This window comes from Haladaptatus sp. SPP-AMP-3 (genome assembly GCF_049568665.1).
Lineage (GTDB): Archaea > Halobacteriota > Halobacteria > Halobacteriales > Haladaptataceae > Haladaptatus > Haladaptatus paucihalophilus.
The window spans coordinates 269,927-285,681 of the sequence record NZ_CP145898.1 but is presented as its reverse complement, the minus strand read 5'-3'; the positions used below and the strand labels follow the sequence as shown (position 1 = coordinate 285,681).

Annotated in this window: 14 protein-coding genes and 1 pseudogene; 10 read left to right on the top strand and 5 right to left on the bottom strand. The window is 62.7% G+C overall.

What is annotated here, in order from left to right:
* Positions 1–243 precede the first annotated feature (243 nt).
* The 4 genes from V5735_RS18065 to V5735_RS18050 are packed head-to-tail and all read left to right on the top strand — an operon-like array spanning position 244 to position 4,934.
* Positions 244–1,494 (top strand): ABC transporter substrate-binding protein, encoded by a 1,251-nt coding sequence (locus V5735_RS18065; RefSeq protein WP_423746154.1) that lies wholly within the window; start codon positions 244–246, stop codon positions 1,492–1,494.
* A gap of 1 nt (position 1,495) precedes the next feature.
* On the top strand, positions 1,496–3,469 hold the full coding sequence (locus V5735_RS18060) for an ABC transporter permease (protein ID WP_423746153.1): 1,974 nt from the start codon (positions 1,496–1,498) through the stop codon (positions 3,467–3,469).
* Positions 3,469–4,221 (top strand): ABC transporter ATP-binding protein, encoded by a 753-nt coding sequence (locus V5735_RS18055; protein WP_423746152.1) that lies wholly within the window; start codon positions 3,469–3,471, stop codon positions 4,219–4,221. The genes V5735_RS18060 and V5735_RS18055 overlap by 1 nt, the downstream gene beginning before the upstream one ends.
* A complete protein-coding gene (locus tag V5735_RS18050) occupies positions 4,221–4,934 on the top strand; it encodes an ABC transporter ATP-binding protein (protein ID WP_423746151.1) in 714 nt (237 codons plus the stop codon). The genes V5735_RS18055 and V5735_RS18050 overlap by 1 nt, the downstream gene beginning before the upstream one ends.
* Positions 4,935–4,950: 16 nt before the next feature.
* On the opposite strand, the gene V5735_RS18045 is transcribed toward V5735_RS18050, so the two are convergent.
* Positions 4,951–5,433: a VOC family protein gene (locus V5735_RS18045; protein ID WP_423746150.1), complete on the bottom strand. Its 483-nt coding sequence runs from the start codon at positions 5,431–5,433 to the stop codon at positions 4,951–4,953.
* Positions 5,434–5,532: 99 nt separating this feature from the next.
* Here V5735_RS18045 and V5735_RS18040 point away from each other — a divergent pair, with 99 nt between their 5' ends.
* Together V5735_RS18040 and V5735_RS18035 are read left to right on the top strand one after the other, a co-directional pair.
* Positions 5,533–6,807 (top strand): M24 family metallopeptidase, encoded by a 1,275-nt coding sequence (locus V5735_RS18040; RefSeq protein ID WP_423746149.1) that lies wholly within the window; start codon positions 5,533–5,535, stop codon positions 6,805–6,807.
* A gap of 135 nt (positions 6,808–6,942) precedes the next feature.
* Positions 6,943–7,650 carry a hypothetical protein gene (locus V5735_RS18035; protein ID WP_423746148.1) on the top strand — a complete coding sequence of 236 codons (708 nt, stop codon included), beginning with the start codon at positions 6,943–6,945 and terminating at the stop codon, positions 7,648–7,650.
* Between the two features lie 66 nt (positions 7,651–7,716).
* Here V5735_RS18035 and V5735_RS18030 read toward each other — a convergent pair whose 3' ends face one another.
* A complete protein-coding gene (locus V5735_RS18030) occupies positions 7,717–8,661 on the bottom strand; it encodes a DMT family transporter (protein ID WP_423746147.1) in 945 nt (314 codons plus the stop codon).
* Positions 8,662–9,035: 374 nt separating this feature from the next.
* Between V5735_RS18030 and V5735_RS18025 the strand changes: the two genes are divergently transcribed.
* Entirely contained in the window at positions 9,036–10,550 is a 1,515-nt protein-coding gene (locus V5735_RS18025) for an aldehyde dehydrogenase family protein (RefSeq protein ID WP_423746146.1), read from the top strand.
* Positions 10,551–10,715: 165 nt separating this feature from the next.
* Positions 10,716–11,315 carry an HD domain-containing protein gene (locus V5735_RS18020; RefSeq protein ID WP_423746145.1) on the top strand — a complete coding sequence of 200 codons (600 nt, stop codon included), beginning with the start codon at positions 10,716–10,718 and terminating at the stop codon, positions 11,313–11,315.
* A 19-nt stretch (positions 11,316–11,334) separates the two neighbouring features.
* On the opposite strand, the pseudogene V5735_RS18015 reads toward V5735_RS18020, so the two are convergent.
* Together V5735_RS18015 and V5735_RS18010 are read right to left on the bottom strand one after the other, a co-directional pair.
* Positions 11,335–12,031: pseudogene (locus V5735_RS18015) on the bottom strand (YqjF family protein).
* 54 nt (positions 12,032–12,085) lie between these two features.
* On the bottom strand, positions 12,086–13,051 hold the full coding sequence (locus V5735_RS18010) for an NAD-dependent epimerase/dehydratase family protein (RefSeq protein ID WP_423746144.1): 966 nt from the start codon (positions 13,049–13,051) through the stop codon (positions 12,086–12,088).
* A 155-nt stretch (positions 13,052–13,206) separates the two neighbouring features.
* Here V5735_RS18010 and V5735_RS18005 point away from each other — a divergent pair, with 155 nt between their 5' ends.
* On the top strand, positions 13,207–13,818 hold the full coding sequence (locus tag V5735_RS18005) for a hypothetical protein (protein ID WP_423746143.1): 612 nt from the start codon (positions 13,207–13,209) through the stop codon (positions 13,816–13,818).
* Positions 13,796–14,017, top strand: coding sequence for a hypothetical protein (locus V5735_RS18000; RefSeq protein WP_423746142.1), 222 nt, complete (start codon positions 13,796–13,798; stop codon positions 14,015–14,017). Before V5735_RS18005 ends, V5735_RS18000 begins: the two co-directional genes overlap by 23 nt.
* 2 nt (positions 14,018–14,019) lie before the next feature.
* Here V5735_RS18000 and V5735_RS17995 read toward each other — a convergent pair whose 3' ends face one another.
* Positions 14,020–15,741, bottom strand: a complete 1,722-nt coding sequence (locus tag V5735_RS17995; protein ID WP_423746141.1) for a thiamine pyrophosphate-binding protein — start codon at positions 15,739–15,741, stop codon at positions 14,020–14,022.
* Positions 15,742–15,755: the final 14 nt, after the last annotated feature.

The window sequence follows — 15,755 nt, the reverse complement described above, 5'->3', positions numbered from 1 at the left end:
GGACTTTCGCCCGGAAATTCAACACCATCGTTTCCGCTGTTTGGCGTCCTCTCTTCGGTCGGTCTCTCCTTCGGCCCCGGCCGACGACGAGGATTGGAAACGGAGACGTCTGTGAACGCTAAACTCGACGCCTCCGGCGTGTTTTTCACCTTTGTGTAAATCTTCCGTCGCTGTTGGGTGCACTAAAAACGTTCACTTACGAATACACAATCATTTATTATGCACCATTTGCTCCTTGTTGCCATGGCTGACAGTAATACGGGACAGGCGGACGGTTTCAAGACGACTCGGCGCGCCGTTCTGGGTGCGGTTGGGGCGGGAGGTATCGCCGGGGTTGCTGGCTGTCTCAGCGACATCGGCGGCGGAGGGGGCGGGAGCGATACGGTAAAGTACGGGGTTCTCAACCCGATGACCGGACCGTACGCGGGACTCGCGAAGGAACAGAGGAAGGGTGCGAAACTCGCGGTGAAGACGATAAACGACAGCGACGAGTACGATTTCACCATCGACGCGCAGTACGGCGACACGCAGGCGGACGCGGAGACAGGGCAGCAAGAGGCGCGGAAATTGGTCGAACAGCACGGTGCATCGTTCGTCATGGGCGCGATTTCGAGTTCCGTCGCGCTGGGCTTGAACGAGTTCGCAACGGAGGAGAGCGTGGTCTACTCCCCCGGAGCGGCGGCCATCCCCATCACGGGTGCGAACTGTAACAAGTACGTGTTCCGCTGTGAGACGAACACGGCCCAAATCGCCGAGGCGTGTTCCGAATGGACGCTCAACAACCTCGGGAGCAACGTCTGGTTCCACATCGCGGATTACGCGTACGGAAAATCCGTCCTCAGCGAGTGGCGCTCGCGGATGAAGGGGTCGAGCGCCGACTTCTCGGAAGCGGGCGTCACGCGGGCCAAACTCGGCGCGAAGAACTTCGATTCGTTCATCAGCCAGATCAAGAACTCCGACGCCGACGTCGTCGTCGTTGGTTCGACGGGTGGCGACCTCATCGAATTCCTCAATCAGGCGAACGCGCAGGGACTCACCGACCAGAAGAAGGTGATGACGACCACGGGGTCGTTCCAAGTCATTCGCGGGGCGCTCGGCGAGAAAGCCGACGGAGTTTACAGCGGGACGCGATACGTCCCCAAAATCGACTCGGGCGACAATCAGGAGTTCGTCGAAGCGTACAAGAGTGCCAACGATAGCGAACCCGGCAACTTCGCGCGGGTCGCGTATGACTCCATCCGAATGGTCGCAAACGGAATCAAGGAGGCCGGAAGCACCGACCCCGACGACGTCGCCGACACGCTCGGCGGACTGAAGATGCAGTCCCTCTTCGGGGAGAACGAGTTCCGGAGCTGTGACCACCAGGCGAAAAACCCAGTCTGGGTCGGACAGAACGTCTACGAGAGCGGTCCGATGGCCGACGTGAAACTCATCGAGAAGGTGAGCGGCGACGACGCGATACCGCCGTGTGACCAAACCGGCTGCCAGCTCTGATATGGCGGGGGTATTCTTCGAACAACTCCTGAACGGGCTGACCATCGGCGCGGTGTACGTCCTGTTAGCGGCCGGTCTCTCCATCATCTTCGGCGTGATGGACGTCATCAACTTCGCCCACGGGGAGTTCTTCGCGCTCGGCGCGTACCTCGCGGTCGCCATCGTCGCCGTCGGCACCGGCGGCGGCATGTTCTGGCTCGCGTTGCTCGTCGCGCCGCTCGTCGTCGCCCTCATCGCGGCGGTCATCGAGCGCGGCACCATCCGCCCGCTCTACGGGCGAAACCCGCTGTACCACATCCTCCTCACGTTCGGGTTGGTCCTCATCTTCGAGGACGTCATCTCGTTCGTCTGGGGGGACAACGCCAAGCAGTTCGCCCAGCCACCGCTCCTCCGCGGTCCCGTCGATTTGCTCGGGTTCAGCTACTCGAAGTACAACTTCTTCGTCATCGCCATCGGCGTCGTGATGGCCGTCGGAACGTGGCTCCTGTTGAATCGCACGCGGTTCGGCCTCGTCGTTCGCGCTGGTGCACAGGACCGCGAGATGGTTCGTCACCTCGGCATCGACATCGACCGCTACTACACGTTGGTCTTCGCTTTCGGGGCGTTTCTCGCCGCGCTCGCCGGAATCGTCCTCGGCGCGAAACAGAGCGTCAATCCGGGAATGGGTAACTCGGTCATCATCCCTGCATTCGTCATCGTCGTTCTCGGCGGATTGGGCAGTTTCCGCGGTGCGGTGGTCGGCGGGTTCGGCGTCGGCCTCATCGAGACGTTCCTCCGGAGTCCGCCGTTCGGCTTGGACGCGTTTCTGCCGAACCTCGAAGGCTTGGTCATCTTCCTGCTGATGATCGGGGTCTTACTCGTTCGCCCGCAAGGATTGTTCGGCAACCCCGAGTGGGAGTCCTCGGACGGCGGCGGCGAACTGCTGACAGGCGGCGGTGGCGGCGTGTTGGACGGCCAAACGCGCTTCCGTCTCGGCGCGCTCGTCGTCGTCCTCCTCGCGCTTGCACCGCTCGGAATCGGCGTCCTCTACACCTCTTACGAGGTGAACTCGCTGCTCCTGACCACGCTGGTCTGGGCGCTGTTCGCGTTGAGCCTCGACTTCGTGATGGGCTACGCCGGACTCGTCTCGCTGGGTCACGTCCTCTTCTTCGGATTGGGCGCGTACAGCACCGTCCTTACGGTCGAAAACGGGATACCGTCCGTCTTCGTCGCCTTGGGCGTCGGGATGGTCGTCGCGGCCCTCGTCGCGTGGGCCGTCGGCCATCTCTCGATTCGCGTCTCCGGCGTGTACTTCTCGATGATCACCCTCGGCTTCGCGGAACTGTTCTTCCAACTCGTCCAGAAGGTCGGCTTCACGGGCGGCAGCGAAGGGCTGTTCGGATTCGACCCGGTGTACGGACTCACGAGCGGGCCGGAGGTCGGCGACGTCTCCCTCCTCGGCGACATCGAACTGTACTACTACTTCGTCCTCGCCGCGGTCGTCGGGTCGTACCTCCTCGCCAGACGGATGATGAACGCGCCGTTCGGGAGCGTGCTACAGGGCATCCGCGAGAGCGAGGAGCGCGCCTCGTTCATCGGCTACGACGTGACCGCCTACAAGCGTCGCGCGTTCGTCGTCAGCGGCGGGTTGGCGGGGCTCGCAGGCGGTCTGTCGGCGATTCACACCGGCGGCGTCTCGCCGTCAGTCTTCGCGTGGATAAACTCCGGCGAGGTCATCGTGATGACCATCCTCGGCGGAATGGGGACCCTGTACGGACCGATGATAGGTGCGGGCGTCTTCTTCGGCCTGCAGGAACTCCTGCAGTCGTTCACCGAACAGTGGCAGGGAATCCTCGGCGTCGTGTTCGTGCTCTTCGTCATCTACGTCCCGGAGGGCCTCGTCTCGGTACCGGCGATGCTTTCCCGCCACACCAACGACGAGACCGGCGGCGGTCCCGAACCGGTCGCGGAACCCGACTCGGAGGTGAGCAACTGATGGCGCTCCTCGAAACCGCGGACCTGACGCGGCAGTTCGGGAACCTCGTCGCCACCGACGACGTGAACCTCGCCGTCGAAGCGGGCGAGTTTCGGAGCGTTATCGGCCCGAACGGAGCGGGAAAGACGACGCTGTTCAACCTGATCTCCGGCGCACTCTTTCCCACCTCGGGGACCATCACGTTCGCGGGCGAGGACGTCTCTCGACTCCCGTCGCACGAACGGGTTCGTCAGGGTATCGGGCGGTCGTTCCAGATAACGACAGTTTTCAGCGGTCTCAGCGTTCGTGAGAACGTCCGACTGGCCGCACAGTCCGGGCAGCGGTTCTCCCCGCGACAACGACTGTTCCACCCGACGGACGACTTCCCGGCGGTCGAGGAGCGCGTCGAGGAGGTCCTCTCGCAAATCGGACTGACGGAACGAGCGGACGAACGCGCCTCCGCGCTGGCCTACGGCGACCGACGACGACTCGAAATCGGCCTGGTCCTCGCCACTGACCCCCGGGTCGTCCTGCTGGACGAACCGACCGCCGGGATGAGCGTGGAGGAGACGCGGGCGACGATGGAACTCATCGACGGCGTACTCGCCGACCGGACGGTGTTGCTCATCGAACACGACATCGACCTCGTGATGAACGTCTCCGACCGAATCACGGTGCTCAATCGCGGCCGCGAACTGGCGACCGGAACGCCGGAGCAGGTGGCGGCGAACGACGAGGTGCAGGCCGCGTACCTCGGGGGTGTTCGGACCTGATGCTCTCCATCGACAACCTGCGCGCGGGGTACGGCGAAACGGAAGTGCTCTCGGGCGTCTCGCTCGACGTTCCGGAGGGCGAAGTCGTCGCCCTCATCGGTCGAAACGGCGTCGGAAAGACGACCACGCTTCGCTCGATTACGGGGGCATTGACGCCGAGGTCGGGAACGATACGGTTCGACGGCGAGGACATCACCGGCTGTTCTCCCGTCGAATCCGTCAAGCACGGTATCGCGCTCGTCCCCGAAGAGCGACGAGTGTTTCCCGGCCTCACGGTCCGTGAAAACCTCTCCGTCGGCGCGCTCGGCGGGAACGACAGCGCGCGGCGAAAATCCGTCGAGGAGGTCCTCACCGCGAGCGCGTTCGAAAACCTCAAAGAACGCAAAAACAGCCGCGGTACCGACCTCTCCGGCGGCGAACAGCAGATGCTCTCCATCGCCCGGGCGCTGGTCTGTGGCGCGGATTTGCTCATGCTGGACGAACCGACCGAAGGACTCGCCCCCCTCATCGTCGAACGCGTGGAGGCGCTCATCCGCGACCTGAACGAGGAGGGAATTACGGTCCTCCTCGTGGAGCAGAACGTGGCTGTCGCGCTCTCGCTCGCCGACAGGGTGTATCTCCTCGACCAAGGGCGAATCGTCTTCGACGGGACCCCCGAGGAGTTGGAAGCGAACGAGGAACTGATGGACAGACACCTCGGAATCAGCGTGTAGGGAACTTCCGTCGAACTCACTCCCGAACTCCCTCACCGACCCGACGCCCGTTGACGAACAACTCCCGCGGCGGACGCCGGTTTTCGTGATAGTCGTCGTGGTACTCCATCAATTGAAAGAGCGCACCGGTCGGGTTTCGCGGCGAGACGAACGCCTCGGTCCACGTGTCGAACTCGGTCCGGTCGATGACGCGAATCCCGTGTTCGCGGAGCGATTCGATGACGGAATCGATGTTGGCGACTTCGAGCGTGACGTGATGTAATCCCGGCCCGTGCCGGTCGAGAAAATCCGTGAGGAAGGTGTCGTCGGCTATCGGTTCGATGAGTTCGAGTCGGGAGGCGTCGCCCAACCGATAGTACGCCCACCGAAACCGCTCCTCGACCGTTTCGACCGAAAGTCGCTCGCAGCCGAGGGCGAGCAAAATCGGTTCGGCGTCCTCGATGGATTCGACGGCGATGCCGACGTGGTCCACTCGAATCGGCGTGTCGTGTGTGTTCATTGCCCATGCCGAAGGAGCGAACCATCTTGAACGTGTAGGCGACAATCTATCACGGACGATTCGGGAAATTACATAACGCCGCTCCGTGTACGGTTTCGCATGGGGTTCTATCAACGCGATTTCATGGAAGGGACGCGCGGAACGATGAGCGTCGATTGGGAGGAACGAATCGACATGCAGCGCATGCGCGAGGAACGCAAGGAGCGCGCCCTCACTCGAATGCGCGAAGCGGGACTGGGGAGCATGCTCCTCATCAACGACCCGAACGTCCGCTACGTGACGGGGCTCGCCATGACGGGCGGGTCCGGCGCGGACCACTACACCCTGCTCACCGAGGACGGCGATATCGTCCACTGGGACACGGCCGACCACGCGAGCAACCAGCAGTTCAACTGCCCGTGGATTTCCGACATCCGCTACGCCTGCCCCGGCCTCGGAAACGTCCCGCGGGCGTCCGGGCGCGACTCCGCCCGCGACTGGTTGAAGGACAAGATGGCCGGACTCGTCTACGAGGCGATGGAGGAGTACGGCGTGGCGAAGGAACCGATGGGAATCGACATCGGCAACGCTCCCCTCATCTCGAAGTTCGAGGACCGCGGCGTGGACGTCCGCACCGACGAGTGCGCGAAGGTAATGGAGGACGCCCGCAAGGTGAAGACGCGCGACGAAATCGAGTGTCTGCGGATGGTCGCCGCGCTCTGTGAGGCGGGCTTCCAGCGCATCACGGAGACCGCAAAGCCGGGCATCCGCGAGTCGGAAGTGTGGGGCGAGGCCACCCGCGAACTCTGGGGGCTCGGCGCGATGGTACAGGGCGGCTACGTCACCTCCGGACCGAACACGTGGCCGAAACACCAGGCGAACACCACGGACCGCATCATCCGTCCCGGCGACATCGTGTACGCCGACTTCTACAACATCGGCTTCATGGGCTATCGGTCCTGTTACTACCGGACCTTCAGCATGGGCGAACCCACCAAAGCCCAACAGGACGCCTACGAAACCGCCCGCGACAACCTCTACGACGTGCTGGAGCGCATCGAACCCGGCGCGACGACGGACGAGATTTGCATGGGCTTCCCCGACATGGAGGGCGAACACGCCGACTGGTACGACGCCACCGACCACTGGCAGATGACGACTAACCACTGGGCGCACGGCCTCGGCCTCCAACTGTACGAAGTGCCGCTCATCTGGCGCGGCATCTCGCCGGACCACCCCATCGAAATCGAGGAGGGCATGACCATGGCCGTCGAGACGATGGAACCGGCGGACCGACAGGGCGTCCGCGTCGAGGAGATGGTCGTGGTCCGCGAGAACGGCGTCGAGATTCTCAGCCAGTGGCCCGTCGAGGAAATCACACAGATAGAGTACTGAGTCACAGTAACTGCGTTCGACGCTGTTCGTTTTCCTCGTTTTGTGTTCGCTCCATGTAACATCTATCTAGAATTATTTTACTATAATAATTTCTAGAATAAGATTTAATTACTCATGGAAATGGAAACTAGGTGCATGTCCGAGGAAAAATTCAAACGGAGGAGCATTCTCAAAAAAGCTGGTGCGTCGGCGATCGGCGCTGTCGCCCTCGGTAGTAGTGGCGTCATGGCAGAGGAACCGGAGCGCGACCGGGAACTCGAAAAGCAGTATCTGAATGAGGGAGCACTTCGGAGTGCGCTCGCCTCCCGCGGACACGACGTCCTCGCGGAGCTGGCCGCACACGACATCATCGCACGACCGTCGCCCGAGGTGTTCGATTTGGACACGAAACTCGACAGCACGCGGGTCGAAGCCTCGTGGGCCACCGACGGATGGTCCGTCACGGAGTACACGAATCGGGAGGACGTTCGGACGGCCCATCTCATGTTCTCGAAGACGACCGACGAGTACGACCTCACCCTTCACATCCAACCGCAGGCCGAGAAGGAGTACGCGCTGGTCGAATCCAAAGCGTCCGATGAGGAGTTCGCCATCGACCCCTCACTCGACAGGACGAAATTCCCGCTGACGACCGACGGGGACGTGCAGGCGAGTAGTTGTTCGGACAGTTCGTACTGCACGGACACTAGGTGTCGGATTATTGACGGCGATCCGCCCGATTGTTATGCAAAGCGTGCCTATGTCGTCTGTAATCAGCGAAACGGTGAATGTCGTTGTTACTCGGACGGTACCGACTGCCCGCAGCATTACGCTCTCGACGCCTGTCCCACACCGTGTGCATAGATTCACGTAGATAACGCCTCACACTCGTTCTACGTTCCTTTTTTGACCTGCTCCGAAACGCCCCAGTCAGTCGGCGTTCGACGACTCGACGTTCTCACCGCCACGTCCATCGACGTAACCCCGAATCCCACCGACGACTCGCGGCCACTTCACGAGGAGGAAGCCACAGAGGATGGCGAGGAAGCCGCCGCCGGTCGTCGGGGTGAGACCCTCCCCGAGGACGAGCCAACCGAAGACGGCGGCGAAGGGCGGGATGACGTACTCGATGAGTCCCATCTCTATCGGGCCGAGGCGGTGGAGCAGGCGGAAGTAGACGAGGAATCCCAGCGCGCCGGGAACGACGGCGAGGTAGAGCACCCAGACGAACGAACTCGTCGTCGGCGCGGCGGCGGCGAAGCCTTGTCCCGGAACGACGAGCGCCGCGGCGTCGAGCGCCAGCGCGCCGACGGCGAGCATCCACGCTTGGAGGGAAAGCCCGGAGAGTCCGGCGTCGTCCTCGTCGGTGAAGACGGCCCCGACGACCCACGCGACGGCGGCCCCGAGGACGAACCAGACGCCCACGTCGCTGAGGAAACCCCCCGCGCTCGGGTTTGCGATGAGGACGACGCCGACGAATCCGAGGAGGACGCCGACGGCACCCCGCGCGGAGATGGACTCCTCCGGGCGAAACGCCGAGGTGACGACGGGTGTGAGAACCGGGACGAGGCCGAGGAGGGTCGATGCGACTGCGCTCGTGACGTACACCTGCCCGGCGAAGAGGAGCGCGTGATGCAGGCCGATGTTGAACACGCCGCCGACGAGGATGGGCGTCCAGTCACCCCGTCCACGCGGTCGGAGCGAGCGCCCGGTCGCGGCGGCGACGGCGAAGAGGACGAACGCGGCCAAACTGAAGCGGACGGCGGCGAGGGCGACCGGTTGAAACCCGTCGAGCGCCGCCTTCGTCGCGGGGAACGCGGTCCCCCACACGGCGGCGAGCGAGAGATAGAGAGCGATGTCACGACGGCTAGCCATTATCGGCATCTTGTCGTTGGTACTTAGATGGATTTCGATACGAAACGATGAGGCGAATCGGAATTTATTTTGGGAGTGTTGCAATCACATTGGTTTTCTATTTAAAAATTCTAATAACGATCGGAACGAATAGAATTAGCTTTCGATGTCCTTCTCGTCTCTCTGGTGGCCTCGAAAGCCGCCGGGTGGTGTGCCCTCCCGCCCGTCCCGGCGCGCGCCACACGGGAATCTCAGCACTCTCGAAACGAGACGGCGACGTAACTGAAACAGGTCCCAAATAATCGAGTTCGGCCGAAAAGGAAACCGTATTCAGTTACATATGTCGGAATTCGATACATACACTTATTGGGAATCGTCACGGTTCTTAACGCGGGATGTCGACAAAATCAGCCAGTGAACGCAAAACCGAGATTCAACAACGCCACGAAACCGCCGCCGCCGAAGTCGTCCCGAGCGAACTGAAGCTGTACATCGGCGGGGAGTGGGTCGAAAGCGCCTCCGGCGAGACGTTTCGGACGAGGGACCCGACGACGGGCGAGGTACTGGCCGACGTACAAGCCGGAAATGCGGACGATATCGACCGCGCAGTCGAGGCCGCGTGGGAGGCTTACGACGAAACGTGGTCGGACTACTCCACCGCGGACCGACAGGAAGTCCTCGAAACCATCGCCGACAGGGTGGAGGCGAAAAAAGAGGAGTTCGCCACGCTCGAATCGCTCGACAACGGCAAGCCGATTACCGAGGCGCGAATCGACATGGGACTCGTCGCCGACCACTTCCGGTACTTCGCCGGAGCGGCGCGGACGAACGAGGGAACGACCGTCCCGACGGACGACAGCCGACACGTGCAGACCATCCGTGAACCCTACGGCGTCGTCGGGCAGATTATCCCGTGGAATTTCCCGCTTCTGATGGCGGCGTGGAAACTGGGTCCGGCCCTCTCCGCCGGAAACGCCGTCGTCCTGAAACCGGCCGAACAGACGCCGTTGACCGTCCTCAAACTGATGGAGGAGATAGACGACGTGCTTCCGGAGGGCGTCGTCAACGTCGTCACCGGGTACGGTCGGGAGGCCGGTGAACCGCTCACCCAGCACTCCGACGTGCGGAAACTCGCGTTCACCGGGTCGACGGAAGTCGGCAAATCCGTGATGAAGAACGCGGCGGACAACGTCGCCGACCTGACGCTCGAACTCGGCGGCAAGAGTCCGCTCGTTGTCTTCCCCGATGCCGATTTGGACAGGGCGGTTCAGACCACGATCATCTCCATCTTCTTCAACACGGGCGAGTGTTGCTGTGCGGGGTCGCGCTTGTTCCTCCACAGCGACATCAAAGACGAGTTCGTGGAGAAGTTGGCCGCGGCCGCGGAAGACCTCACCGTCGGCGACCCGCTCCTCGACAGCACCGACCTCGGTCCGAAGGTGACACAGGAGCAGGTCGACCGAACAATGGAGTACATCGAGACCGCCCGCGACTCCGGTGCCACGTTTGTTACCGGCGGCGAGGCACCGGACGACGAGGCGTTGGAGAACGGTTGTTTCGTTGCCCCGACGCTCATCGACGACATCGACCACGACAATAAAGCGGTGCAGGAGGAAATCTTCGGTCCCGTTCAGGAAGTGTTCGAGTGGACGGACTACGACGAGATGATAGAGCGGGCGAACGACGTGGAGTACGGTCTCGCGGCGGGCGTCATCACGAACGACGTGACGAAGGCCTACGAAACCGCGAAGGACATCGAAGCGGGCAACGTTTGGGTCAACCAGTACAACGACTTCCCCGCCGGACAGCCGTTCGGCGGCTACAAACAGTCCGGAATCGGACGCGAGACGGCGTTCGAAGCGGTCGAACACTACACCCAGACGAAGACCATCAACCTCTCGCTGAACTGACGGCGACAATCGCCTTTTTCGGAGCCGGGTTCGTGGCGATTCGAGTGATTTCGGACTTCGAAGTAAACCCGTTCACAACCGAAACCGCGGTTGAGCGACTCACCCGCTCGCGGTACGACTCTCGTTCACGAACCATTACGTTCTCACGAATCAAACCAATTCTCCATGAGCGACGACACTCCCGACTACCGGACACAAGTGGAAAACGCCTATCCGGAACTCCAGTCCATCGAGGACGACGAATTGCGCGAGAAGGTCATCGAGGCGTGGGTGCTCGGCCTCGAACGCGGCGGGTGGAGGGACATCGAGGACATTCCCTACGCGTGGAACATCCACGAGAAGACGAACGTGGAGCACGTCCGCGGCGTGACGCGCATCGCCGTGCGCTCTGCGGAGGAACAGCGCGAGTTCCACGGGGCCGATCCGGACGAGGACGTCATCATCGCGGCGTGTCTGCTCCACGACGTCGGCAAGTGCTACGAGTACGTGGATTTCGCGGACGAGGACCAACTGCTTGACCCCGATCCGACCTACGCCACGGAGGAGATTCCCCACTCCCTGTCGGGGTACGCGCTGGCCCACGAGGTCGGCTGTCCGATTTCGGTCCAGCGCGCGATTCCGCACTTCCTCGGCGAGATTCCGACGCGCACGCTGGAAGCCGAGTTGGTCAAGAGCGCGAACTCGGCGAGTTCGAACGCCATCACCCAGTCCGCGATGGGCATCACGCTCCAAGAGTGGGTCGAGAAGTACAGCCAAACGCAGTGACGTCCGAATGCTTTCGGACTCAGAGCCACTTCCGACTGGACGACACGATGTCAACGCCGGGGCTGTAGTAACAGACGGGGTCCCCGTCCAGGCGGGCGAAGTTGTTCGCCCGGAAAATCTCGTTCACGCCGAACTCGACCGTCGCCGGGCGGAGTGACCACACGTCGTGGTCCACGTTTGCGTACCCTATTTTCCCGTCCCGCCCGCCGACGTAGAACCGATACCGCTCGGTGAGGAACGTCGCCAGCGAGTCGGGGTCCGCGTCGAGTCTCTCCCCGGTCGGTTCGTAGCGCGCGTCGAACCGCAGCGGTTGGTCGCCGGGATGGGCGCGACGACTTCGGAAGCGAACCGTCCCGTCCCGTTCCGCCATCTCGATGGTCGCGTTGTAGTACGGCAGTCCGAAGGCGAGACGGGCACCGAGCACGGACAGCAGACCGTCCGCGTCGAGGCTGTAGAAGAAGACGGCGGGTCGGTCCCCCCCCCCCCGGAACGGTGACGTAGGTTCGGAGGTTGAGTTCGGGCAAGGACACGCCGACGGCGGCGGGAAGCCCCCGCGGACGAACCGCGACGTTCGTGAAGGGAACGACGCTGAGCCACGCTTTGCCGTCGTACGTGTCCACCTCCAATCCTTCGGGAAGCCCTCGCTCCACGGTTTTCGGTTCGACCGGCCAGTTGGCGAACAGCAGTCGTCGCCATCCCATCTCGACGCCGAGCATTGGAAAGTACTTGGAAGCGGTCGCAAAAAGCGGTTCCATCGCCCGATTGTCCTCTCAGACCGTCTCCAACCCGTTCTCCTCCCGGAGCACGTTGATGTACGACCGGAACCCGCTCTCCAGGTCGTAGCGCGGTTCGTAGCCCAAGTCCTCCTGAATCGCGGTCATGTCGAGCTTTTGGGTCCACGGGAGTTCGCCCTCGTCGGACACCTCCAAGTCGGCGTCGGGCACGATTTCCTCGACCGTCTCGGCGGCCTCACGAATCGTCGCCACGGTGCCCCGCACGTTGTAGACGCGCTGGTTCAGGTCCTCGTCCGGCGTGAACGCCGCGCGGTGGAACGCCTGTGCGATGTCTTCGACGTGCTGCCAGTCGATGACTTGGTCGCCGTACTCGACGCTGAACGGTTCGCCGAGCGCGGGCTTTTCGATGATATTTGCGAGGAACGCGGACCCACCCGTTTCGCGGTACGGACCGTAGGCGACGGTCGGTCGGAGCGCGACGTGCGAGAGGTCGTGGTCCTCGAAGTACACCCTCGCTTGATGTTCGTTGAACTCCTTGCTCGCACCGTAGAGCGTATCGGGGTACACGAGGTCGTCCTCGGTCACCCAGTTGTCGTCGTAGTTCGCGGGCGGCGCGAACACGGCGGCGCTGGACGCCCACGCCACGCGCTCCACTTGGTCGGAGAACGTGCGCGCCGCCTCGAAGATGGTGTTCGTGCCGCGAACGTTCACGTCGATGGCGAGGCGCGGGTTCTCGCGCGCCGTCGTCGTGAGCAGCGCCGCGAGGTGAACGATTCGCGTCGCACCCGTCTCGCGCACCGCGCGGAACACGTCCGTCGAGTCGGTGATGTCGCCGCGTCGAATCTCCACGTCGTCGTCGATGTCGAGTTTCTCCAAGATACGCGTGTCCGTCGAAAGGTCGTACGCGACCACGTCGTGGCCGTGGTCAAGCAGTTCCTTCGCCGTGTACGACCCGATGAAGCCTGTCCCGCCTGTAACGAGCACCGTCTCGCTTTGCGCCATGGTTTTTTACTCTCCGTCTGGCAAGAAAAGGTTTCCTTCCTGTTTTTTCGTGACGCGGTGCGAATCGGGGTACTCGTGTCACCTTGCGCTTCGTTTCTGACCGCGATTCGAAAACTGGCGTACATTCTTACGTGATGACGCGGAATTTCTGCGTGATGAACCTACGCGAGGACCGGCTCGTTATCTCGAAGCAACTCACAGAACTCGATGAGGAGATAATCGAATTCGCCGGTGTCCTCGAAGACGTAAACGTATCATACGTTATCGTCAGTGGCTACCTCGCCATCCTCACCGGACGCTCCCGTTCGACCGAGGACATTGACATCATCCTCGAACCCCTTTCCGAGTCGAAGACCGAAGATCTGGTGTCGACATTGAAAGACCGTGGCTACTGGGGAATGGCGATGCCGCTCGATAGCATGTACGAGATGCTGAGCGACGGCGACCGAATTCGCGTCGCCGAGGAGGGAACGATGATTCCCAACTTCGAAGTGTGGTTTGCGGGCTCTTCTCTCGAACGAACCGTCCTCCGAACCCCGCTTGTCGCCGACTTCGGTCAGAGCACCCTCAACGTCAGCCCAATCGAGTTGCAGATCGCGTACAAATTACAACTCGCACAGGGTGCTGACAGCGTCACTGGTAAGGACTTCGAGGACGCCCTGCACCTGTACGTGACATTCGGGGAGCAACTTAATACGGACGAACTCGAACGTCACGTCAACGAACTCGAAGTGGAACGATACTATGACGAACTCCAAAGCGCGTGACGCGGAAGAACGACGAACGTTCATCAAACAATGGGCCGAGTACGTTCGCACCCACGACGACGAAGAGTGGTCGCGCCAGCAGAAGACGGTCGTCGATTCGCAACTCCAGTCCGCGAGGGAACTCGCCGCGAAGGGTGAAACCGACCCCGCCGAGTTCGTCCGAAAGCGGGACGAAATCGCCCGGAAAAATGCCGACTGATTTTACTCGTGTAGTCCGCCCGTTTCGGCGTAGAACGACGACTCCAACTGTTCGGCCATGTCTTCCTCGCGGTCGATTCGCGCGTCGATGACGAACGGAACGTCGCTTTCCTTCCCCGTTCGAAGCGCGTCCGCGAGTTCTTCGGGGGTCACCGCCCGCGTCCCGTCCGCGCCGAAGCCCTCGGCGACCGTGACGAAATTCGTATCGTGGAATTCGACGCCCGCGATGTCGCCGTCCTCCTCCTGCATCTGGCGAACCATGCCGAGACTGGTGTCGTTCAACACGACGAAGGTCGGCGCGACGCCGTTCTCGACGGCGATTTCGACGCTGGTCATGGTCATGGTGAAGCCGCCGTCGCCCGCGACGCCGATGACGTCCTTATCGGTGGTGATGGCGGCGCTGACCGCTGCGGGCGCGGACCACCCCATCCCGCCGACGCCGCCGGACCCGAAGTACGTCCGAACGGCGGGCGTCTGGAGGTAGTTCAACAGCCAGAACCGGTTGTTGCCCGAGTCGGCCGTGACGATGGTGTCCTCGTCCACCGTCGCTTCGATTTCCTTCACGGCGCGCTGGGGTTTGATGGGCGAGGCGTCGCTCTCGCATTTCTCGGCGAAGAACGACTCCCGCGCGGTTTCCGCCCGGTCGCGCGCCCAGTCGTTGTCGGCGCTTCCGGCGTCCGATAGCGCCCGAAGGCTCTCCTTCGCGTCGCCGATGAGTCCCACGTCGGCGGGGTACACCCAGCCCGCGTTTCGCGTGTCGATGTCGGCGTGGATGATGGTCTGTTCGTCCGGGCGGATGAACGAGGGTGCCTGCCAGTTGGTGTCCATCGGGTTCATCCGGCAGCCGACGACGAGCAGGGTGTCGGCCTCGCTGACGACTCGATTCGCGCCTTCGTGGCCGAACGAGCCGATGACGCCCGCCGCGAGGTCGTGCGTTTCGGGAATCGTCGATTTGCCGAGATAGGAGGTCGCCACGATTGCATCGTACGCGTCCGCAACGTCCCGGAGTTCGTCGTAGGCTCCCGCCGAGTGCACGCCGTTCCCGGCGACGATGACGGGGCGCTCCGCGGATTCGAGGGCCTCGACCGCCGCGCTCACGTCGCGGTCGGTCGGCTTGGACTCCCAGTTTCGAACCTGCTCCTCGCTGTCCCAGACCGGCGGTATCGGGTTCTCGGGGACGTCCGCCGTGATGGCGTTGCCGTCGAGGATGACGGCCGTCGGTCCCGACCGGCCCGCCGTCGAGTGCTTGAACGCGAGTTGGACGCTTCGAAGGGTTTCGGTCGGCGTGCGCGGGGACCAGTGTTCTTTGGTCACGCCGTCCAGAATTTTCGGGAGCGAGAGCCCGCCGTAGTCGCCGCGTGACTGCTGATAGGGCGCGAGCGTCGAGTAGTCGCCTCGCTCGCTCGCTTCGGTCAGGACCACCATCGGCGAGGAGGCGAGCCGGGCCTCCATCTGTCCGATGACGCCGAGACTCCCTATCCACGGTCCCTGTCCGGCCAACACGGCGGGTTTCCCGTGGAGGCGGCCGTACATCTCGGCCATCACGCTTCCCTCGCGTTCGTCGCGCGGGCGAACCACGTCCACGCTCGAATCGGGGAGGTCGTCGAGCAATTCGATGACGCGCCCGCCCGGATAGCCGAACACGTACTCCACGCCCAGCGATTCGAGGACGGAAACCAGCGCTTCGCTCGTCGTCTCTCCCGCACCGTCGTCGAGGCCTGTCATGCTATTCGAATCCT

Bases quoted from the DNA above. Each gene is read 5' to 3' on its own strand.
- V5735_RS18065 (WP_423746154.1), top strand. From the start codon at position 244: ATGGCTGACAGTAATACGGGACAGGCGGACGGTTTCAAGACGACTCGG.
- V5735_RS18060 (WP_423746153.1), top strand. From the start codon at position 1,496: ATGGCGGGGGTATTCTTCGAACAACTCCTGAACGGGCTGACCATCGGC.
- V5735_RS18055 (WP_423746152.1), top strand. From the start codon at position 3,469: ATGGCGCTCCTCGAAACCGCGGACCTGACGCGGCAGTTCGGGAACCTC.
- V5735_RS18050 (WP_423746151.1), top strand. From the start codon at position 4,221: ATGCTCTCCATCGACAACCTGCGCGCGGGGTACGGCGAAACGGAAGTG.
- V5735_RS18045 (WP_423746150.1), bottom strand. From the start codon at position 5,433: ATGAACACACACGACACGCCGATTCGAGTGGACCACGTCGGCATCGCC.
- V5735_RS18040 (WP_423746149.1), top strand. From the start codon at position 5,533: ATGGGGTTCTATCAACGCGATTTCATGGAAGGGACGCGCGGAACGATG.
- V5735_RS18035 (WP_423746148.1), top strand. From the start codon at position 6,943: ATGTCCGAGGAAAAATTCAAACGGAGGAGCATTCTCAAAAAAGCTGGT.
- V5735_RS18030 (WP_423746147.1), bottom strand. From the start codon at position 8,661: ATGGCTAGCCGTCGTGACATCGCTCTCTATCTCTCGCTCGCCGCCGTG.
- V5735_RS18025 (WP_423746146.1), top strand. From the start codon at position 9,036: ATGTCGACAAAATCAGCCAGTGAACGCAAAACCGAGATTCAACAACGC.
- V5735_RS18020 (WP_423746145.1), top strand. From the start codon at position 10,716: ATGAGCGACGACACTCCCGACTACCGGACACAAGTGGAAAACGCCTAT.
- V5735_RS18010 (WP_423746144.1), bottom strand. From the start codon at position 13,051: ATGGCGCAAAGCGAGACGGTGCTCGTTACAGGCGGGACAGGCTTCATC.
- V5735_RS18005 (WP_423746143.1), top strand. From the start codon at position 13,207: ATGAACCTACGCGAGGACCGGCTCGTTATCTCGAAGCAACTCACAGAA.
- V5735_RS18000 (WP_423746142.1), top strand. From the start codon at position 13,796: ATGACGAACTCCAAAGCGCGTGACGCGGAAGAACGACGAACGTTCATC.
- V5735_RS17995 (WP_423746141.1), bottom strand. From the start codon at position 15,741: ATGACAGGCCTCGACGACGGTGCGGGAGAGACGACGAGCGAAGCGCTG.